The organism is Vreelandella zhuhanensis (genome assembly GCF_009793355.1).
GTDB lineage: Bacteria > Pseudomonadota > Gammaproteobacteria > Pseudomonadales > Halomonadaceae > Vreelandella > Vreelandella zhuhanensis.
On sequence record NZ_WTKP01000001.1, the window covers coordinates 428,572 to 447,909 of the forward strand.

Genomic DNA, 19,338 nt, shown 5'->3' on the forward strand with positions numbered 1-19,338 from the left:
TTTAGCCGACATAAAGACGAGGCACCCAATAGAGTAGTAGGTAAAACGGAATCCAGGCGATGCACACGAAGTACCAATAATTGGTATCCACCACGACGCCGATCTGCCGCTCCCTGGTGAAGTAGCCACGCCATGCCAGGATGGCGACCACCGCACTACCCACCACGATGGAGGTTACGTGAACATAGTGAAAAACGGAGATGGCCCAGACGATCGAACCGTAGGCATGATCTTTCCAGCTGAACTCGTAAGCCATGAGCTCCAGCGAACGCAGCACTAACACAACCGTGGCCAGCAACACGCTGGTAGTGACCCCGATCGCTAGAACCCGCTTGTCACCACGGTTGATTCCCTGTCCGGCCAGATACATGGTGAAGCTGCTGAGCAACAGTAGCCCCAGGTTAATACTCGGCCAAAGTATCGGAGGCACCTTTCCTGTCGGTGGCCAAGTCTCGGCATAGGCCGCCAGATAAAGATAACTGACGCAAAACGTCAGGACGACGGCCGACTCGATGGTGATCAGGCCCAGAATCCCCCACCACAACGGCGCCCGCCGATCCGGATTGAAACGGCTCATGCCCGACACGTCGACGGCTTCGAGTACGCGCATCAGTCATTCCTCCAAGGCCGCCTAGGCCAGAACCAGGCGACCAGACTGAAGAACACCAGAAAAAATCCAATCACAAAGAAGATTGGATGAAAGATGATGCCGATAAAACCCGTGGAGGCGGCCACCGCCGAGGCAAACGGCCAGATGCTGGGTCCAGGCAATACCTGCACGCCCACTGGACTAGCATCCAGCACGCTTGTCAGCACCACTTCTCGGCGGTCGTTGCGCAACCCCGTGACCACCCGGCGCTCATCTTGCCTCTGCCAGTCCCACAACGGCCAGCGGCTTTCCACGACGGGAATATGGCGGAAGTTGTAGGATGCTGGCGGTGATTCGGTAGCCCACTCCAGCGTAGGGGCATTCCACGGATTCGTGCCTGCCGGACGGCCGCGAGACACACTCCAGATCGCGTTGACCAGCGTAATGCCAAAACCGACAGCCAATACCAGAGCACCAATCGTCGCCAGCATATTGAGATCCCCCCACCCCATCTCGTCGGCATAGGTGTAAATACGGCGCGGCATGCCTTCGAGTCCCAATTGATGCATGGGGAAAAAAGTGATGTTGAAACCGATAAACGCCAGCCAAAAGCTCCACTTTCCCGCCGTCTCGTTCATCATTCGCCCAATAATCTTGGGCCACCAGTAATAAACCGCCCCGATCAATGGAAACACGGCCCCACCGATCAACACATAGTGGAAATGCGCGACCACGAAGAAGGTGTCATGGACTTGGGTATCGAAGGGAATCGAGGCGACCATCACCCCAGTAAGCCCGCCGATAACAAAGATGGCGAAGAAACCCAGCACCCATAACATAGGGGTGTGAAAACGAATCTTGGCCCCCCACAAGGAGGCGATCCAACAAAATATCTGCACCCCGCTGGGAATCGCAATCATCGCACTGGCGGCGGTAAAGAAACTCATGCCGAGCTGCGGCAAACCGGTGGTGAACATATGATGCACCCACAGGCCGAAACTCACGAAGCCGATCGCTACCACCGAGAGCACCAGCGCCGTGTAGCCGAAAATCGGACGTCCGGTAAAGGTGATAATGATTGTCGAGATCATGCCCAGTGCCGGCACTAAAATGATGTAGACCTCCGGATGCCCGAAATACCAGAAAAGATGCTGCCACAACAGCGGCTCCCCGCCGCTTTCGACAATAAAGAACTGGGTATCCACCAAGCGGTCGAGAATCAGCAAGGTACTACTGACGATCACCGCGGGCATGGCGAACACGATCATGAAAGACATCACCAGTGCCGCCCAGACGAACAGCGGCATACGGTTCAGCGACATGCCCGGCGCGCGCATTCGCAGAATGGTCACGATCAGCTCCACTGCCGCCGTCAACGCCGAGACCTCGATAAAGGTGATCATGGTGGTCCAGACATCCACCCCATAGCCGGGCGAATAGAGCTTTCCCGCCAAGGGCACATAATTGAACCAACCGGCATTCGGTGCCATGCCCAGCAATAGCGACCCGAACAGCACAATCCCGCCAATCAGGTAAACGTAATAACCGAAGGCATTGAGCCGGGGAAAAGCCATGTCGCGGGTACCGACCATCAGCGGCACGATGTAGATCGCAACGCCTTCCATGACCGGAATGGCGAAGAAAAACATCATCACCGTCCCGTGCATGGTAAAAAACTGATTGTAGAGCTCCGGCCCGAGAAGCTGTTGCTCGGGTGCGGCCAGCTGGAGCCGCATCAGCAAGCCTAGAATCCCTGCCAGCAGAAAGAAGATGAAGGCAGTGATGATGAAGCGTTTACCAATCATTCGCTGGTTGACCTGGGTAAACCAGCCGGGAAACCCACGAGGCGAATACCATGTTCTGGCCAGATGTGCCGTTTCCTCCGGCGAATCGATGATGTCGCGCTGCTCGGCGGCTTTATGGAGGGTCATTCCAGGCTCCCCAAGTAGCTAAGTAGTGCCTGTAGATTAGCTGGCGACAATTCGGTCGACGGCATCTGATTGCCGGGCTTGATGTGCTGAGGATCGGTGATCCAGCCGCCGAGATGGCCGATACGATTGGGAGTCGTGGCTGCGGCCAACGTCCGACGGCTGGCAATATGCGTCAGGTCCGGGCCGTCCTGCCCCTCTGCCGATGTGCCGCGAATGGCATGACAGTCAGCGCAATCCTCGTTTAGAAACACCTCACGCCCAAGCATTTCTTGAGCCGTTGCCGGCTCCATAGCCGGTTGTCGCTGACCCTCCAGCCAAGCCTCGAATGCTTCCGGCTCCTCGGCGACCAGCAAGAACGCCATCAGGGCGTGTTGTGTACCGCAGTACTCTGCGCACTGCCCACGGTAAATGCCGGGCTGGTTCGCCGTCACCGAGGTCACATTCGTACGGCCTGGCATCATGTCCGTCTTGCCCTGAAGGTTGGGCACCCAGAAGCTGTGGATCACATTGTCCGACTTCAGCAAGAACCGAACCGGTTCATTCACGGGGATATGGATTTCGTTGGCGGTCGTGGCGATTCGGCCTCCCGTTTCGTCCAGGTAATGCACCTCCCACCACCACAGTTTTCCCACCACCTCCACGGTCAGGGCGCCATCGGGAAGCGGAGCATCAATCTCGCGCCCGATGGAAAAGCTGGATAGGGCAAAGGGGATGGTCGCTGCAAGCGGGAGAATGATCCCGCAGGCGATCACCAGATTACGGCTCTGACGCGCACTGAGCGGAAGAGCGGCGCCTTTCTTGTGGGCGCGAAAGATGGCCACCAGCAGCAGTGCGAGCACCAGCATTGTGACGAGGCTGGCAACGACCAGGGTCGGCCACCACAGCCTCGCGATCAGGTCGGCCGCCGACCCTGCAGGATTGAGAGCCGACTGCGAACCGGAACAGCCAGATAGCAGTGTGGCAATGCCAGCCCCCAGTATTACGATGGCCCTTGAGCGCGTCCCTGGAATCATTCCCTTTCCATTTTCGGCGTATAAAAAGGCGCATGTGTCGATACGCTATGATGTCAGTCTAGCCAAGAATGCTAATCCAGCCATGGCGTGCCTTTCTCGGCATATTGCTATGCTTGCCACTGACTATGCTTTCCACTGGCTACCCGATTACCCAAGGTGATAGGAGAACAGAAGATGTGGCGAACTAGCCGACAAAGGGGTAGAAAATTTCTATTGCTCGCGGGGATCATGTTGCTTGGCGGCTGCTCCGAGCCAAGCTGGCAGACCAAGGATATCTCCGGGCTCATGTCCCCGCTTGAATTCGAGCTTACCAACGAGCAAGGAGAAACGGTCAGTGCTGCAGATTATCAAAACCGAATCACCCTGCTGTTTTTCGGCTTCACCCACTGTCCGGATATTTGCCCGACGACGCTCGCCAACCTTGCGTCAGTCTCGAATGAACTGGAAGAAGAGCTGGAGAAAGAGCTGGAGAAAGAGCTGCGCGATGACCTGCGCGTACTGTTTGTTTCAGTGGATCCGGACCGAGACGACCCTGAGACATTACGCGAATATACCGAGTCCTTTGGCCCTGAATTCATCGGCCTTACCGGTGAGAAGGCTCAGCTGGAAACACTGACGCGCCGCTATCGCGTTACCTACGGCTATGGAGCCAAGGACGATGCCGGCAACTACGATGTGTCGCACTCAAGTGCGGTTTTTGCCTTCAATCGTGACGGAGAGGCGCAGCTACTGATGCGAGAAAGTGATCCAAGAGACGCCGTGCTTGCCGATCTACGCCAGCTGCTAAGCACCCAATAAAAAGGCGCGCATAGTTATTCTGCGCGCCTTTTATAGAGCTCGGCTGAGCCTTCAAGGTACTACTGAGCATAGATGTCACTTATTGGATTTCAGTTTGCGGCTCATTTTCCTCCCCAAGATCGGGGCCTGGATTGCGGCTTTCGCGTCCTGGCTCATGATCCCAGCTTTCAGCATCTTGCGTTACCCCTTCTCGAGACCTTTCCAGCTGCGACTCGGCTTCGTCTTGAATATCAGGGCCTGGATTGCGGCTTTCGCGCCCTGGCTCATGATCCCAGCTTTCAGTGTCTTGCGACATTCCATCACGAGAGCCTTCAAGCTGCGACTCGGCCTCCTCGCTAATATCAGGGCCTGGATTGCGGCTTTCGCGCCCTGGCTCATGATCCCAGCTTTCGGCATCTTGCGTTACACCTTGAGAGTTTTGCTCTCCTCCTTGAGTACTGTAATCACCTTGGCTGTCCTGCTGCGCAAGGACGGGAGCAGCACCGGCGAGCGCTGTGGTTATCGCCGCTGAGATAAATATCGTCCTGAACACAATGTTCTCCTTCTAGCCCTTCAAGCTAAGCGAATGAATCAGTTTTAACCCCTTGCTTTCTTCACAGGCATTGATAAAGAAAGCACACAAATCATGTTAGACGATAATCGATCATCGCAGCCGATAACCCACGCCGGTCAGCGTCTCGATCCGCGCAGCCTGGCTGCCAAGTTTGCGGCGCAAGGTACGCTCAACGGCGTCGACCACGTTGCTGCCTCCCTGATAACTAGTGCCCCAGACATGCTGCAAAAGCTCACTGCGGGACACTGCCTTACATAGTTCAACAACCGCTAGACTGCCCATCCCATGACTGGATGCGCTGACTGGCGTCCTAAGCCAGACCACGGGAGACAACGAAAGCTTGATGACGCTGGGTTGTGTCGCTCCAGGCAGTCCAGGCAGCTTTCATGCAAATTCAAGCTAACCGTATTGTTATATTACGTGAAATATCGGCCAATCTAGATACATAAGTCTATATAAAGCAGCTTTTCCACACTTTATTTTCACGCTTTCTTATCAGATACCGCATGTTTTTTGTCAAGGCGTCTACACTACTTGTCAGGATGGTTACACTATAATGAGTGAGCTTGCTCTCAACATTGGGGTTTTCCGGCGTAACACTTTTATTCCAAGCATTTGAAATAAAAAGAAAAGTTTCCATTTTACACATCAATGTTAAAAAAATTAAAGAAATGTCGCACAGATGCGTGTTGGTACTATGCTGAGCAAGGCATTATTCACCCTGCCGTACAGCGACAGCGTGAGCACAGGGGGAACATTCATGATCGCTCATAACTACATGCTAATAGTATTGCGAACCCTGCAGGAACCGATCGAAGATGGATACCATGATGCCCTGAAACGGCAGGGATACCACCTCGAGATCGTTGCCCCCGGACAGGATCCGCTTCCATTGATGAAAGCCAGGCCGCCCATCGCCGCCTGCTTCCAGTACGATTATCCGGACCTCGACGGTCTCGCCAGCCTGCGTGAAACCAAGCAGGCATTTCCCTCCATTCCCCTGCTGATGGTCACCCAGGCCCATTCCGAGTCCCTCGCGGTCTGGGCTTTTCGTGCCAGGGTATGGGACTACTTCGTCCAACCCTTCGAGATGACGCGTTTCCTTGAAGTGTTGGGCACGCTCTACAGCATGCGCCTGCCGGAAAAAGCCAAGGCACTCCAGCGCGCTGTTGTCGAGGTCAAGAATCACATCCCGCCAGAGGCACGACTCCATTGCTCGGGACTTGGCGACGAGCAAGCGCGTCTGCAGCGCGCCATCTCCTTCATCGACCAGAACCTTCACAGCAAGATCACCCAGGGCGAGGTCGCCGAACTCTGTGGGCTGAGCGGATTTCAATTCAGTCGTTTCTTCAAGCGGTTGACCAGCATCACCTTTCAGGAATACCTGCTGCACCGGCGCATCAGCGAGGCGATGCGGCTGCTGGCCAACCCCAAGGTCTCAATTACCGACGTCTGCTTCACGGTAGGCTTTCGCGATCTCTCCTACTTCACACGTACCTTCCAGCGCTATGTCGGCAAACCCCCTTCCCGTTACCGGCTGGAGGCCACCGAATTGGCAACCGCACGGGCGAGGGCCGAATTTCCCGCCCCACCAACAGCACTGCCCGACCTTTCCCCTCTGCTGAAATCGCTCATCCCCTGAGAGCAAGCATCCAAGCGACGCGAAAAGGCTTAAACAAAAGGAACGCCGGCGGAGCAAGACTCCGCCGGCGTTCTGCTAAACAGTCATATCTGCCTGCTGGTCAATCCACCAGTACCGGTATCTGTGCCAGGATGCCGAAGTTCTCGCCACCCGTCTGGCCCTTGGGCTCGTGATAGCTGCAGCTGGGCAGGAAGTAGATGGTTTTTTGCCGCCAGCCACTTTCTTGAGGTTCGGAAGCCCAATAGGCCAGGCTATCGTCGGAGTCTCGCAAATTCATAGTTTCGACAAAATCATCCCAACGCGTCACGCCATCGGGATCAGCGTTGCTCCAGGTACCGGGAGAGATCCCATCGCTATCTTCCGGGGGCAACTCCATTTGCAAGGGGGCATCGTCGTCGATCTTATTACTTTGATCGACGATCCAGGCAATGTTCAGGTTTACCGCACCCACCAGCGGATTACTCGGCGCGATACCCTCCTCACAATCCACGACCGGCAGTGTCAAACTCCACAGGCGTTCCTTGTCGGTTTCCTCGACCCAGCAATCGTATAGCGCTTGAAAAGCCGCCTGAACCTGACCGTTGTTGGTGGCGATATCCTCTCCAAAGCGCAACTCATTAGGGTTGCCATCGCCACAAATCAGCTCCTTGAGGTCATTGGCATTCGTCGCACCGCTATCGTCATGCTCGAAATTCGTCCAGCCACCGGTTTGGTCTCCCTCGGGAATGAAGCGCCCCACGTCACAGGAGTATGAGTCACCGTCAAGCAGGGCCTGGCGACACATGGCAATCGGCTGGTCGACATCTTCGGGGCGAAGCGCCCCGGCAAAGCCTATATAGGCGACCGAGCGAGCCATGACGTCAACGTCGTCAATACCTAGGACACGGGCAAAGAAGGTTTCTACAGGTGTTTGCTGGCGCGCCGAGACGACTTCAACAGCATTGATAAAGTTGAGATCCAGATCCAAGTCTGCGGTTGACTGGGTCAAATCAGGTGGCGTTGTCAAAGAGCTGGCCGTAAATTCTCGGGTAGTGAAACTCCAGTGGCCCCGCCGCGCGCTGATGACTTCAACCGTGCTGTTCTGGCTCTGGTTGGCTTGTGCCGCTGTAGTTGCGATCTGATCGGCGCTGGATATTGCTTCGACACAGGTCCCGTCATTGACACTGCTACCGTCCTCGCAATAGAGAAACCGCGCACCTGCCAAGGAACCCGCATCCGCGGCATTATGTAACTCATTTCGCGCTACATAGAGATTGCCAACATCGATCGCCAACGCTGCAAAACCCAACAGCACGAGAAGAGATACAGCCACCAGCACCGTCGATACACCTCGCTGATGTTTGCTTCCCCCCAAGCGGTTATTCCTTACGTTATGGTTGTAAGTTTTCATGTTTATTCCGCTCGCATGCTGGTTATAGCCTGTATCTCAATAATGCCGCCCAAGGTACCAACAAATCCCGGCAAGAGAAGAAAACGGTAGGGGTAATCAACAGTAACGATCACCTCACTTCCAGGTGACATGCTGGTATCGGATCGTAAAATATCAATCGTCATTTCTGCAGGGCCACCCAGAGAAATCAAGTACTGCTCGGCGTAGTCGCGAATCGCCTGTTCTATGGCGGCGTCTTCCGCCGTCAGATCCCGGGGTCCGGGCTTGAAGAGGATCCCTTCCCTGGTCCCTTCCCGGCTGGCATTGGTCAAAACGGCCTTGTCGTAAAGCGCCACGCTGAACTCGATAATTCCGAAGAGGATGATAAACAGCAGAATTGATGTTATGGCGAATTCGACTGTTTCTGCCCCTTGCTGCTTGTGTAACGACCGTATCCTTTTCATGACCGCCCCTCCCCTCTGTGCACTAGTTGATAGACAGCTTATTACCGTTGCGCCGCATCAGACTATCCAGATTCTGGGCATTCTGGCTGGCGGTAACGTAGTACGCCGGCGAGAGCCGCATCGCCTCCTCGAAGAAACCCATGGCGTCGTTATAGCGACCTTCCAGCATCGAGATATAGCCGATGTCGTTGTACGCCTTGGCCCGATCGCCGTTGCGCGCCACCGCCTCGACCGCGGTTTCGAAGTCGCCTCCTCGGGCATAGACCAGGCCAAGATTGCGCCAGGCCAGTTCATAGCCGGGGTTGACGCCCACCGCACGGCGCAGCGCCCGGCGGGCCTCTTCCCAGTCACCCGCCAGATACCGCGAGTAGCCCAGGTTGTTGAGTACCAGCGGGGTGCCGGGGCTTGCCTCCAGCGCTTTCTCATAATGGCTCTGTGCCAGCGTGTACTCACCGCGCATATCGGCAATCACCCCCATAGCGTTGTACGCCTGCCAAGGAGCGCTGCCCCGTGAAACCAGTGGCTGCAGCTGCTGCTCGGCGGCGTCGAAGGCTTGTTGCTCAAGCAGGGCAACCCCCAACGCCGTGCGGGCGCCCACGTGGCTGCCGTCGATCTCCAGCGCCCAGAGGTAGGCCTTCTCGGCCAGATCATGATTGCCCCGACCGTGATGAATAATCCCTACACGATAAAGCGGGTCGGCCTTGGGCGTTCTTTCCATGCGCAACCCTCGCAGGTACTCGAAGAGCGCCCGGTCGGGGTCTCGAGCGCGCAGCGCCGCAGCCCCGTTGCGGTAGGCCTCTTCTGGCGAGGCCACGGGGAAAGCCGTGCTGTACTCCACCGAGGAGCCACCACTGCCCAATGCCGCGTAGGGATCCGAGCCTGTCTGCTGGTTGGTCGTCGCACAGCCACTGAGCCCCAAGGTCATCAGAAGAACAGCACAGCCCGCTTTGTTAATTTTATTCATTATCGTATAACTCCTTAAGTACTCACCCCGCCATGGCAATGATCACTTGAAAATCACAACCCATTCCGCGAGAACGCAGCGATCACACCAAGTATCGGCGGCCCCAGAGTCACCAGCATGAAGCTCGGCAGGATGCAGAAAATCAGGGGAAAGAGCATCTTGGTACTGACCTTGGCGGCCCGCTCCTCGGCCTGCTGGGTGCGCTTGTCGCGCAACTCCACGGCGAAAAGTCTCAACGTCATGGCGATGCTGCTGCCGAAGCGCATGCTCTGCAGCAGGGTGGTCACCAGACCGCGAATGTCATCGACCCCGGTGCGCTCTTCCAGGTCGCGCAGTGCTGTTCTGTTGTCCATGCCGGCACGCATCTGAAGGGTGTAAAGGTGCAACTCATCAGCCAGCTCCGGGTGACTGATCTCCAGGTCGCGGGCAACGCGCTGGATGGCCGCCCCTAGGCCCAACCCCGCCTCGCTGCACACCACCAGCAGGTCGAGGGCATCGGGCAGGCCGCGGCTGAGCAACTTTGAGCGCTGCTTGATGGCCCGCTCCAGCCAGAAGCGCGGCAGTAGATAGCCCGCTATCGCCAGGCATGCAATCAGCAAGGCCCCGACGTTGAGCGGAATACGCAGGAAAGGTAGCACCAGCAACATCACCAAGGGTGGCACCACCGTGAGCAACAGGCGCACACCGAAGAAGAGGTTGATCGCGCCAGGAGAACGCTTGCCGGCTCGGCGCAATTCCTGAGCGATGCGGCTGCGAGTTTCCTCCTTGGTGGGCACCAGCCGCTCGCCCATGGGTCCGAGCCATTCATGCAGACCCGATTCCGTACTTGCCGTGCCATCGCTGCCGCTCACCTCCAGGCTGCGCAGCCGCCGGCGCAACGGATCAGAGGCACCCATCACCACCATGGTAAGCGCAATAAGGAGGGTAAAGATGGCCAGCCCGAGCAGAGCGGCAAAGCCCATCTGTGCCGCTGCAGGGTTTTCCAGCCAGTCATTCAGTGGCTGAAGCCATACCAGGAGTATTTCCATTGCGTTTCCTCCTTACACCTCGACGCGCACGATCTTGCGCAGCCATAGAATCCCGATGACCACCATCACGAAAGCCGCGATTACCAACTGCCGACCCAAGGCATCCTGGGTCAGCATGGGTATGAAATCCGGATTGATCAGCGTAAGGATTCCCCCCATGCCGAACGGCAGTAGCGAGAGAATCCATCCGGCCATTCGCCCCTCGGCCGAGAGGGTGCGCACCTTGCGCTGAAAACGAAAGCGATCACGTACCACGGCGGCCAGGTTATCGAGCAGCTCGGCCAAGTTGCCGCCGGTTTCCTTCTGGATCAGTACAGAAGTAACGAAGATCATCACCGTCACGCTCTGCACGCGCCGCAACAGTCCTAATAGTGCGCCGCGCACGTCGCCGCCGTAGTTGATCTCCATGAAAGCGATGCGAAACTCACCGGCGATGGGCTCGGCCAGCTCCTCGGCTACCAGGTGCATGGCATCGCTGAAAGGATGCCCGGCACGCAAGGCCCGGGCCATGATGATCAGCGCATCGGGCAGCTGCTCCTCGAAACGAGCCAGGCGGCGCTTGCGCGCACGCAGCAGGCGCATGAAGGGAAACGCCGCCACGGCCAATCCCAGCAGCACGCCCAGCATGGGCTGAGGCAACAAGAGATAGCCTGCCACCCCGCTGATGCCTCCCAGGCAGACCGAGTAGAGCACCACGCGATAGGCAGGTATTTCCTGCCCAGCCTGTTCGATAAGCTGATGCAGGCGCTCCATGCCGGGTAGGCGCTCCAGCATCCGCTCCAGGGGCGACAGCTTCCTCAGGTACTTGCTCTGAATTAACGAGCCGCTGCTCTGCTGACCCTCACTGGAGATCGCCCGCAGGCGTTTCTTTAGGCGCTTTTGCGCCTGGCGGTTCTCGCCGAAGGCCGGTACCAGAAAGCTCTGCATCAGCAGGAAGACGGCGATAAACACCATGCCGATGACGATCGCCCGGTCGGAGATCTCGATATCCAGCAGGCTGCTCAGATCCATGGCCGTTGGCCTCCTCCGGTGTTCTGGAAGATCTCCAGGCCCGGGTCGAGCCCACGGCGCTTGAGTAGGTCGTGGAAGCCCGGCACCACGCCGGTAGCCAGGTAACGGCCCACCACCTTGCCCTCGGCATCGAGGCCTTCACGCTCGAAGCGGAAGATCTCCGACATGGTAATGACATCGCCCTCCTGGCCGTTGACCTCCTGCACGCTGACCAGGCGGCGCACGCCATCCTCCTGGCGCTCGATCTGCACCACCACGTCGATGGCCGAAACGATCTGTGAGCGCAGCGCCTGAGGCGGCAGCTGGTAGCCGCTCATGGCCACCATGTTCTCGATGCGCGTGAGGGCATCGCGCGGGGTATTGGCGTGGACGGTGGTAAGCGAGCCGTCGTGGCCGGTGTTCATGGCCTGCAACATGTCGAAGGCTTCACCGCCGCGCACCTCGCCCACCACGATGCGATCGGGGCGCATGCGCAGGCTGTTGCGCACCAGGTCGCGCTGGCTGATTTCACCCTTGCCCTCGATATTGGGCGGGCGTGTTTCCAGGCGGCCCACGTGGGGCTGCTGGAGCTGCAGCTCCGCCGAGTCCTCGATGGTGACGATGCGCTCGTTGTGGGGAATGAAGCTCGAGAGCACATTGAGCAGCGTCGTCTTGCCGGCGCCGGTGCCGCCGGAGACCAGTACGTTGAGCCGCGCCTTGACCACCTTCTCCATCAACTGGGCAATCTCCGGTGAGAGGCTGCCGTAATCGATCAGGCTGTCGACACCCAGGGTTTCCACGGCGAAGCGACGAATGGAGAGCATGGGACCGTCGATGGCTAGCGGCGCAATCACCGCATTGACCCGCGAACCGTCCTTGAGTCGCGCATCCACCATGGGCGAGGACTCGTCGATACGCCGGCCGACACCGGAGACGATGCGATCGATAATGCTCATCAAATGCGCATCGCTGTCGAAGCGCAGCGCTGTCTGCTCCAGCTTGCCGCGGCGCTCAACGTAGATGGGCGTGGTGCCGTTGACCAGGATGTCCGAAATCGTCTTGTCGGCGAGCAGCGTCTCCAGCGGACCCAGGCCCAACACCTCATCCTGTAGCTCGGTGACGATACGCTGACGCGTCCCGGCGTTGAACGGCAGCGTGTCCTTGCTCATCAGCGACTCGCACACCTGCTGCACCTGCTGGCGAGCCTCGCGCTCAGCCAGGCTGCTCAGCAGGGTGAGGTCCATCACCTTGACCAGCTTGCGGAAAAGCTGCTGCTTGTACTCCTGCTCTTCCTGGGACAGCCGCCCGGCGCCGCGGCTGGCCCAGCTGGCGCGCAGTTCGCCATCGGTTTGCGGTGTCGTGCGCTCGTGCAGGTTCATGGCAGTTCTCCTGATGGATGACCTGATGGATGATTCGTGGTCCTGCTAGTGCCTCGCCGGCAGGGCCCAGCCCAGGAATGAGCGCTTCCTGACGGGTTCAGCGCTCGGCGATGGGGCCTCCAGCGCCTCGGCAAGTGCCTTGAGCTGGCGTGTCAGCGGTGCCTTGGGGGCAAGGTCGCGCAGCGGGCTACCCATATTGATGCTCTGGCTGGCACGCTTGAAATCATTGGGCAGTGTGCGCAGCGTCAGTCCCGGCAGGGCATCGCCGATCGCACCAAGGCCGATGTCGCTTCTCTTCTCGAAGCGGTTGACCACCACGCTGATCCGCGAGGCGGGAATCATCAGCTCGTGGACAATGATGTCGCGCAGGCGCTGGGCATCGTGCAGGTGAGCCACACTTTGCTGCATCACTATCAGTATATTGTCGGCGCGCTCCAGCACGCAGGCGGTAGCGCCGTTGAGCCAGCGCGGCAGGTCGACCACGACTTCCTCGTTGGCGCTTCCCAACACCTGCAGCAGCTGCTCGACCTTCGATTCGGGTACCTCGCCGAGCCCCAGATTATCGCCCGGCGACGAGGCGAGCAGCGCCAGGCCGCTTACGTGGCGCTGCAGGTAGGCTTCCAGCGCCAGGACATCGAGGCTGTCGGCGGACTCCAGCGCCCGTACCAGACCATGTTCTGGCACCACGTTGAAGTAGAGCGGCAAAGAGCCGAACTGAATGTCCATATCGACCAGCACCGTGTTGTGCCCATTGTGGGCCAGGCGGTGGGCCAGGTTGGCCGCCACCAGGCTGGCACCGGAGCCACCCTTGGCATTGATCACCGCCGTGGTACGGGCCGCTCGCCCCGGCTCCACCGGACGATCGCGAGTCAGTTCATGCAGGAACTGGATGATCTCGCTGTCGTCGATGGGCGGCGAGAAGAAGTCGCGGGCACCGGCGCGCATGGCCAGGCGAATCAGTTCCACGTTGCCCTTGGGTCCCACCACCATCAGTGGCGGGCGCTCGCTGGCCGGGCGCTCGCAGAGCGCGGTCAACTCGGCCTCCCACTGAGATTCGCCCACCAGCAGCACCAGGGCATCGGGCAGGGACGATACTTCTTCCAAGGGATCGACACTGCCGTTGACCATCAATCGTGAACTCACCTCTATATCCCCTTGGCTGCATAGTAGCGCCTCCAGAGCCTTCAACTCCTCCTGCCCCCTTCCCGCCAGCAGTATCTTGAGCCGTTTGCGCATCATGTCACCTGCCTGTCATCAAAAAGTGAATCGCTCACTGCGTGGAACTGGGTGCCTGACCGCCCCCGGCTGGCGAAATGCGATAGGTGCGCATCGCATCGGCTGCCTTGGCGCCATGCAGCGGCGGCACCTTGTCGCCGGGTTCGTAGGTCTGGAGCGCCTTGGTATGGCGCACACTGTCGCCGTAGGGTGGCAGGTCGGCGCCCGGGCGCGGCGCGCAACCGGCCAGCGCCAGCGCAAGGGCGACTACACCTAATGCCTTCAATCCGCTCAATCCGCCGAGTCCGCGGTTCGTGACCCGCTTGGCAGCTCCCCTCACTGGGGCAGTCGTTCTGGCCGTGTCAACGCTGGTCGTGTCAAAGCTCGTCATGGTGTGTTCTCCCTGGCTGGGCCGTAGCCTTTGCCGGCGTAATACCCTGTGTCGATATAGTAGTGAAACTTGCGGGCGATCAGAGATCATGGCCAAAGCGTCCCTCGGTTCCGCCCTCCTCGCGGTTTGACATCAATTCCAGGTCGAGACTCGAAGGCCTCGGCCGCGGGCTGGCACCCTCCGCGACGGGCTGGAAGCTTCCCAGCAGATAGAACTCCAGATCGCTTGGCGGCACGAAGGAGCCGGTGGGCAGGCGCACCTGCTCGGGATTGAAGGAGCGCGCCAGGCGCGGCGTGACGAAGATCACCAGCTCCGTCTGCTCCTTGATGAACTCCTGGCTGCGAAACAGCGCCCCGAGCACCGGCACTTCACCCAGGCCCGGCAGCTTGGAGACGTTCTCGCGCAGGCTCTCGTTGAGCATGCCGGCGATGGCGATGGTCTGGCCGGAAGCCAGCTCCAAGGTGGAGCTGGCACTGCGCTTGGTCAGCGCCGGCACGAAGAACTGCGTGTCTACACCGCTTCCCACCCCCACCTGAAGGCTGTTGGCCGACACCAGGTTGGAAACCGAGACATCCACCTTGAGGTTGATGATGCCGGAATCCAGCACCACGGGCAGAAAGCCCAGCCCCACGCCGAACTCCTTGTGCTCGATGGCCACCTGGCCATCACCCTGGGGCACGGGAATCGGGAACTCGCCGCCGGCTAGAAAGCGCGCCGGTTGGCCGGTGAGCGTGGTGAGATTGGGTTCGGCGAGGATTTTGGCCACCCCTTCGCGGCTCGCCGCGTCCAGCACCAGGTTGAGCAGGTAGTCAGCGCGCTGGTAGCTGGCGAAGATGCCGGTATCTGCGATGGTCGCGGTGGCCGGTGCAAACTCATCCACGACAGGCCCAACTGGTGTGCCACCGCCGAAAGCCGGCATTCGGCCACCACCGACGCCATCAAAATCATCAAAAATCGCATCCGGGAAGCTGGCCCCGCCGCTGACCCCACCGAGCCGCAGTGCTGAAGAGCCGACGTTGAAGACGTTGAAATTGGCCTCGAGCCGCTTGACCAGCGAGCGTGATACCTCCGCCACCTTGACATCCAGCATCACCTGCTGGGCGCCACCCACCTGCATCAGGTTGAGCACGGTGTCTTCCTCGCCGCCGGCGAAGCGATTGGCCAGGCGCATGGCGGTTTCCAGCCGTGCGGCGCTTGAGACCTCGCCACTCAGCACGATGCCCTCTTGGGCCGAACGCACCTGAATACGCTCGCCAGGCAGCAGTTCATGCAGGTGGCTCTTGAGTGTTTCGAGGTCGTGGGTGACGGTGACGTTGAGCGTACCCTGGAGGTTCTCGGAGCGGTCCCACAGCACCACATTGGTGGTGCCGATCGATTTGCCCAGTACATAGAGCTGCCGCGAGCCCATCACCACGATGTCGGCGATCTCGGGGTTACCCACCGAGACCACCCGCACCGGGCGAGGAAACTCCAGCACCTGCCCCTTGTTGATCGCCACGGCCACCGACACTGCGCGGCCCTCCAGCGGCATGGAAACGCGGCGGGAATTATCCATGTCCGGTCGCTGCTGTGCCGGAACTTGCATACCCCAGCCTGCCGCCAGCATTGCCACCAGCGCCAGGGCCAGCCCCTTCATGGCCCCGTGGCGCCCTCTGGGCTTGTTATTGATGATCATAGTAATGCTCCCCTGTTCAGCCTCGTGGGCTGTTATTCTTAGTCTAGTCTAGTTACGTACATTGACAGAGCTCATCTGGGTGCCGCGCAGCACGCTCACCCGATGCTGCACCGGGGCGGCACGCCGGGGCGGCGGCGCGGGTTCGTCACGCTTCTCCAGTGTCGGCAGGTTCAATACCGAGCGCTGTGCCGCCATCATGTCCCCTTCTTCTTCCTTCTCCAGTGGGTTGCGCAGGGTGAGCAGCACCTTGCCTTCCTGGGTGGCCTTGACCAGGGTCTCGGCCTGTTTGGAGGTCACCGCCAGGGTGACCGCGCGCACGATCACCGGGCCGTCGCGCTCCTGGCCGGTGATCTGATCCACGGCCAGCACCTTGAGGTTCTGCAGCACTGTCTTCGACTCGACGCTGTTGCGGCTGCCGTTGCGCCTGGTGGAGACCACATCGACCCGGTTGCCGGGCAGCAGGAAGCCGGCCACCCCCACTATGTCATCCACGCGCACGCTCATCGCCCGCATGCCGGGGTCGAGAAGCGCCGCCAAGGCACTGCCGCCCAAGTGCTCGGAAACCCGCCCCTCGAGTACCACTTCGCCGGTATAAATCACCTGGTTGCTGACCCGCCCCACCACGCTCTCGATATCGGTGAAGCTGTTGGGCGGCACCACATCCTTCGGCATATTCACCAGTTTCAGGTCGGAGGCCTCCACTGTGGTGCCGAAGGGTACCTGCAACGCGGCCACCACCACTTGGTTCACATCCTTGCGTTCATCGTCGCCGCCCTGTTCCTGCATCCAGCTCATGGCCACCACGGCGGCCCCCAGCGCCATGATCAGCGAGATCGCGAACATGGCAAAAATACCCTTGCGTTTCATGGTGCGTCCCTCCGGTTGGCAGTGCTTTCTTCATCAGTACCGACAGCGTTGCTAGTTGCGTTTTCAGCCTCGAAGAAGTCACCGAAATAGGTCCGCCAGGCCCAGCTCAGGGTCTCGCGGTCGGGGGCCGTTAGCCCCTGGTAGTCGAGCTGGTCCTGGGCGAGGCTCAGGATGTCGCGGGGGTGGCAGGCGAGCAGCGGCACGTCATCTCGTGCGTGCAGCTCGTCGATGACGAAGTCGGCAAGCGCCTGCTCGTAGGGCCACCCCTGCGCCTGGCACTGCTGCTGCCAGATGGCCAGGTAGGCCTTGCGTTCGAGCGGCGCGAAGCGAATCTTGTAGCCGATGCGGCGCAGAAAGGCGGCGTCGGCCAGCGCCAGGGGGTCGAGGTTGGTGGAGAAGACCAGCGCCACGTCGAAGGGCACGCTAAAGTGGTAGCCGTTTGCAAGCGACAGAAAGTCGCGGCGCTCCTCCAGCGGCACGATCCAGCGGTTGAAGAGTTCGGTGGGCGACATGCGCTGGCGGCCCAGGTCGTCGATCACCAGCATGCCGTTGTTGGCCAGCAGCTGCACCGGCGCCTGATGAATGTGGGTGGCGGAATCAAACTGCACCTCGAGGCGCTCCATGGTCAGCTCGCCGCCGGTGACCACGCAGGGGCGGTGGCAGCGCACATAGCGCGGGTCGTGGCCCTGTTCCAGGTAGAGCTGCACGGCGGGCGAAGTCTCGGCCGGGTCTTCCAGGGAGTGGTGTACGGCGGGATCAAAACAGCGCACCGCCTTGCCGCCCACCAGGATGGCGTGGGGCACCAGCACCTCGCCCTCCAGCAGCCGCACCAGGCGCCTTGCGATATAGCTCTTGCCGGTGCCGGCATGGCCGTGGATGAACATGGCCCGGCCGGAGTGCAAGCCGGGGCCGAGCTGATCGAGCAGCGCCGGGTCGATCACGGTGTCGGCGAAGGCCTCCATCACCGTCTCGCGGCGAATACCCACATTGGAGAGTGCCTGCTCGTGCACCCGCTCGTTGTAGGCTTCCAGGGTAACCGGGGCCTTGCCGCTGTAGCCGTCGCGGTTGAACGCCTCCAGCGCCGAGGCGCGGCCGCGGTCGGTGAGGCCGAAGCGCAGCGCCCCTCCCGTTCCCTGGCCGCGTACCTCCGCACGCCCCTCTTCGCGCAGAAAGCGACACACCTCCTCCACCACGCTGCCAGCCAGGGCGCTCTCGCGGCTCAGCTGGTGCAGGTCGAGTGCGCCCTGCTCGAAGAGATGCTTGACCAGCAAGTCGCCCAGATAGAGCAGCGACAGCCCGGTTTCCGCCACCGTACCAGGGCGCGGCGCCCGCCGGGCCGCCGCACGGCCTTCGGTAACATCTTGTAACTGCTGCACCTCTTCCTGGAGCATGACCGACCTCACAGTTATTGTTACAAATTGTAAAAGAAGCAATCCGATGGCCTGGCGATGATCACTGAACTTTAAGCTTTATCGTGACTAACTTTGGTTGTAACTAGCTCAGCGGCCATTGCCAGATCATCCAACCGGTTGTGCCGATGGCAATGGCCACCGCAAAAGGAAACTTACGCCCCATCACTTCGCCCTTCTCAGGAGCGATATAGATCGGCCTTCCTGTCGTTACCAAGGTTTTAGCCATCAGTCCATAACGCGCCATGGGTGAAGCTGTCTGACGAAACAAAACGGCAAAGACGATATACCCAATAGCGATAGCTGAACCTGCCAAAATACTTGCCAATGCCGCCTGAAAGGCACCCAGTGGACCAAGGAAGGTACCCACCGCCGCCATCAGCTTGGCATCCCCGGCGCCGGTAAAACCCAGCAGGTAACCGGGAATCAGTACCGCCAAGCCCACCAGCAAGCCAAAGACAGCGGTCAGGATACCGCCCGGGCCTGCCAGCGCTCCCAGTAGCAGCCCCACAGCAGCCCCAGTCAGAACAACCATGTTTGGAATCTTGCGATGTTTTAGGTCACAGACGGTTGCAGTCATGACTAACAAAAAACATATAACCATCAATAAAGAAAAATTCATAAAATAAGCCGAATGAAGAACCATTACAAAATCTGAGGGCAGCATAAGCCCCCAGAATATTTAATTTTACTATCATCCAGGTGGTGTGGCTGCACCTGTAAGGTGAGTTACTATATCGTCAAAAAGGGTTCCTATTGCACCTGACAGAGGGGTATACGCTGCAAGGAACCCAGCTATAATCAAAGCACAAACTAGTACCCACTCTACCGTTTCAGCGCCTTCCTCATCCTTCCAGAAACGCTCGATACCTTGCATCAACTTGTTCATGACATTTCTCCTAGGCGTTTGCCAGTCAACTTGTTTTACTTCGTTGAGGAGCGCCGGCCTTTCCGAACGCTCACGTGATTGATCATTGCTGTTACTGAGCAGTTACGCTTGAATTATCTTGCAACACTATAGAAGGATCTTGCACAGACAGGTGAAATGCGCGAAAACGCAT

Annotated in this window: 20 protein-coding genes; 2 read left to right on the forward strand and 18 right to left on the reverse strand. The window is 59.3% G+C overall.

Annotated elements, in window-relative coordinates:
- Position 1: 1 nt before the first annotated feature.
- Genes GPM19_RS01950 through coxB form a run of 3 tightly spaced genes read right to left on the reverse strand, consistent with a single transcriptional unit; the run spans position 2 to position 3,533 of the window.
- Positions 2–610: a cytochrome c oxidase subunit 3 gene (locus tag GPM19_RS01950; RefSeq protein ID WP_160417177.1), complete on the reverse strand. Its 609-nt coding sequence runs from the start codon at positions 608–610 to the stop codon at positions 2–4.
- The gene (ctaD, locus tag GPM19_RS01955; RefSeq protein ID WP_160417178.1) at positions 610–2,520 is read right to left on the reverse strand and encodes a cytochrome c oxidase subunit I; all 1,911 of its coding nucleotides are present in this window, start codon (positions 2,518–2,520) and stop codon (positions 610–612) included. The genes GPM19_RS01950 and ctaD overlap by 1 nt, the downstream gene beginning before the upstream one ends.
- Positions 2,517–3,533 carry a cytochrome c oxidase subunit II gene (coxB, locus tag GPM19_RS01960; RefSeq protein ID WP_160417179.1) on the reverse strand — a complete coding sequence of 339 codons (1,017 nt, stop codon included), beginning with the start codon at positions 3,531–3,533 and terminating at the stop codon, positions 2,517–2,519. The genes ctaD and coxB overlap by 4 nt, the downstream gene beginning before the upstream one ends.
- 174 nt (positions 3,534–3,707) lie before the next feature.
- Here coxB and GPM19_RS01965 point away from each other — a divergent pair, with 174 nt between their 5' ends.
- Complete coding sequence (locus tag GPM19_RS01965; protein ID WP_227842056.1) at positions 3,708–4,331, forward strand: SCO family protein; 624 nt, start codon at positions 3,708–3,710, stop codon at positions 4,329–4,331.
- A 79-nt stretch (positions 4,332–4,410) separates the two neighbouring features.
- Here the strand turns inward: GPM19_RS01965 and GPM19_RS01970 are convergent, their stop codons facing one another.
- Together GPM19_RS01970 and GPM19_RS01975 are read right to left on the reverse strand one after the other, a co-directional pair.
- Positions 4,411–4,863, reverse strand: a complete 453-nt coding sequence (locus tag GPM19_RS01970) for a hypothetical protein (RefSeq protein WP_160417180.1) — start codon at positions 4,861–4,863, stop codon at positions 4,411–4,413.
- Between the two features lie 111 nt (positions 4,864–4,974).
- The gene (locus GPM19_RS01975; RefSeq protein ID WP_227842058.1) at positions 4,975–5,166 is read right to left on the reverse strand and encodes a winged helix-turn-helix domain-containing protein; all 192 of its coding nucleotides are present in this window, start codon (positions 5,164–5,166) and stop codon (positions 4,975–4,977) included.
- 478 nt (positions 5,167–5,644) lie between these two features.
- Here GPM19_RS01975 and GPM19_RS01980 point away from each other — a divergent pair, with 478 nt between their 5' ends.
- The gene (locus tag GPM19_RS01980; protein WP_160417181.1) at positions 5,645–6,526 is read left to right on the forward strand and encodes a helix-turn-helix transcriptional regulator; all 882 of its coding nucleotides are present in this window, start codon (positions 5,645–5,647) and stop codon (positions 6,524–6,526) included.
- A 100-nt stretch (positions 6,527–6,626) separates the two neighbouring features.
- Here the strand turns inward: GPM19_RS01980 and GPM19_RS01985 are convergent, their stop codons facing one another.
- The 13 genes from GPM19_RS01985 to GPM19_RS02045 all read right to left on the reverse strand — a co-directional run bounded on the left by GPM19_RS01985 (position 6,627) and on the right by GPM19_RS02045 (position 19,166).
- The gene (locus GPM19_RS01985; RefSeq protein WP_202114630.1) at positions 6,627–7,916 is read right to left on the reverse strand and encodes a pilus assembly protein TadG-related protein; all 1,290 of its coding nucleotides are present in this window, start codon (positions 7,914–7,916) and stop codon (positions 6,627–6,629) included.
- 2 nt (positions 7,917–7,918) lie between these two features.
- Complete coding sequence (locus GPM19_RS01990) at positions 7,919–8,359, reverse strand: TadE/TadG family type IV pilus assembly protein (protein WP_160417182.1); 441 nt, start codon at positions 8,357–8,359, stop codon at positions 7,919–7,921.
- A 22-nt stretch (positions 8,360–8,381) separates the two neighbouring features.
- Positions 8,382–9,323, reverse strand: coding sequence for a tetratricopeptide repeat protein (locus GPM19_RS01995; protein WP_227842060.1), 942 nt, complete (start codon positions 9,321–9,323; stop codon positions 8,382–8,384).
- Between the two features lie 53 nt (positions 9,324–9,376).
- Entirely contained in the window at positions 9,377–10,351 is a 975-nt protein-coding gene (locus tag GPM19_RS02000; protein ID WP_160417183.1) for a type II secretion system F family protein, read from the reverse strand.
- Between the two features lie 12 nt (positions 10,352–10,363).
- On the reverse strand, positions 10,364–11,362 hold the full coding sequence (locus tag GPM19_RS02005; RefSeq protein ID WP_160417184.1) for a type II secretion system F family protein: 999 nt from the start codon (positions 11,360–11,362) through the stop codon (positions 10,364–10,366).
- Positions 11,353–12,510, reverse strand: coding sequence for a TadA family conjugal transfer-associated ATPase (locus tag GPM19_RS02010; RefSeq protein WP_227842062.1), 1,158 nt, complete (start codon positions 12,508–12,510; stop codon positions 11,353–11,355). The genes GPM19_RS02005 and GPM19_RS02010 overlap by 10 nt, the downstream gene beginning before the upstream one ends.
- 255 nt (positions 12,511–12,765) lie before the next feature.
- On the reverse strand, positions 12,766–13,959 hold the full coding sequence (locus GPM19_RS02015) for a CpaE/TadZ family protein (RefSeq protein WP_227842064.1): 1,194 nt from the start codon (positions 13,957–13,959) through the stop codon (positions 12,766–12,768).
- A gap of 31 nt (positions 13,960–13,990) precedes the next feature.
- Complete coding sequence (locus GPM19_RS02020) at positions 13,991–14,230, reverse strand: hypothetical protein (RefSeq protein WP_160417186.1); 240 nt, start codon at positions 14,228–14,230, stop codon at positions 13,991–13,993.
- Positions 14,231–14,405: 175 nt separating this feature from the next.
- Positions 14,406–16,001: a type II and III secretion system protein family protein gene (locus tag GPM19_RS02025; protein WP_202114631.1), complete on the reverse strand. Its 1,596-nt coding sequence runs from the start codon at positions 15,999–16,001 to the stop codon at positions 14,406–14,408.
- A gap of 48 nt (positions 16,002–16,049) precedes the next feature.
- Positions 16,050–16,868, reverse strand: a complete 819-nt coding sequence (gene cpaB / locus GPM19_RS02030) for a Flp pilus assembly protein CpaB (RefSeq protein ID WP_160417187.1) — start codon at positions 16,866–16,868, stop codon at positions 16,050–16,052.
- Complete coding sequence (locus tag GPM19_RS02035; protein ID WP_160417188.1) at positions 16,865–18,259, reverse strand: DUF8689 domain-containing protein; 1,395 nt, start codon at positions 18,257–18,259, stop codon at positions 16,865–16,867. Before GPM19_RS02035 ends, cpaB begins: the two co-directional genes overlap by 4 nt.
- Before the next feature lie 103 nt (positions 18,260–18,362).
- Positions 18,363–18,923, reverse strand: a complete 561-nt coding sequence (locus GPM19_RS02040) for an A24 family peptidase (protein WP_319928081.1) — start codon at positions 18,921–18,923, stop codon at positions 18,363–18,365.
- A gap of 48 nt (positions 18,924–18,971) precedes the next feature.
- Positions 18,972–19,166, reverse strand: a complete 195-nt coding sequence (locus tag GPM19_RS02045; protein ID WP_160417189.1) for a Flp family type IVb pilin — start codon at positions 19,164–19,166, stop codon at positions 18,972–18,974.
- Positions 19,167–19,338: the final 172 nt, after the last annotated feature.

Coding starts and splice junctions, on each gene's coding strand:
- GPM19_RS02000 (WP_160417183.1), bottom strand. CDS start 10,351: ATGGAAATACTCCTGGTATGGCTTCAGCCACTGAATGACTGGCTGGAA.
- GPM19_RS02005 (WP_160417184.1), bottom strand. CDS start 11,362: ATGGATCTGAGCAGCCTGCTGGATATCGAGATCTCCGACCGGGCGATC.
- coxB (WP_160417179.1), bottom strand. CDS start 3,533: ATGATTCCAGGGACGCGCTCAAGGGCCATCGTAATACTGGGGGCTGGC.
- GPM19_RS02025 (WP_202114631.1), bottom strand. CDS start 16,001: ATGATCATCAATAACAAGCCCAGAGGGCGCCACGGGGCCATGAAGGGG.
- GPM19_RS01980 (WP_160417181.1), top strand. CDS start 5,645: ATGATCGCTCATAACTACATGCTAATAGTATTGCGAACCCTGCAGGAA.
- GPM19_RS02015 (WP_227842064.1), bottom strand. CDS start 13,959: ATGATGCGCAAACGGCTCAAGATACTGCTGGCGGGAAGGGGGCAGGAG.
- GPM19_RS01965 (WP_227842056.1), top strand. CDS start 3,708: ATGTGGCGAACTAGCCGACAAAGGGGTAGAAAATTTCTATTGCTCGCG.
- GPM19_RS01995 (WP_227842060.1), bottom strand. CDS start 9,323: ATGAATAAAATTAACAAAGCGGGCTGTGCTGTTCTTCTGATGACCTTG.
- GPM19_RS01975 (WP_227842058.1), bottom strand. CDS start 5,166: ATGGGCAGTCTAGCGGTTGTTGAACTATGTAAGGCAGTGTCCCGCAGT.
- cpaB (WP_160417187.1), bottom strand. CDS start 16,868: ATGAAACGCAAGGGTATTTTTGCCATGTTCGCGATCTCGCTGATCATG.
- GPM19_RS02035 (WP_160417188.1), bottom strand. CDS start 18,259: ATGCTCCAGGAAGAGGTGCAGCAGTTACAAGATGTTACCGAAGGCCGT.
- GPM19_RS01985 (WP_202114630.1), bottom strand. CDS start 7,916: ATGAAAACTTACAACCATAACGTAAGGAATAACCGCTTGGGGGGAAGC.
- GPM19_RS01950 (WP_160417177.1), bottom strand. CDS start 610: ATGCGCGTACTCGAAGCCGTCGACGTGTCGGGCATGAGCCGTTTCAAT.
- ctaD (WP_160417178.1), bottom strand. CDS start 2,520: ATGACCCTCCATAAAGCCGCCGAGCAGCGCGACATCATCGATTCGCCG.
- GPM19_RS02010 (WP_227842062.1), bottom strand. CDS start 12,510: ATGAGCAAGGACACGCTGCCGTTCAACGCCGGGACGCGTCAGCGTATC.
- GPM19_RS01990 (WP_160417182.1), bottom strand. CDS start 8,359: ATGAAAAGGATACGGTCGTTACACAAGCAGCAAGGGGCAGAAACAGTC.
- GPM19_RS02040 (WP_319928081.1), bottom strand. CDS start 18,923: ATGGTTCTTCATTCGGCTTATTTTATGAATTTTTCTTTATTGATGGTT.
- GPM19_RS02045 (WP_160417189.1), bottom strand. CDS start 19,166: ATGAACAAGTTGATGCAAGGTATCGAGCGTTTCTGGAAGGATGAGGAA.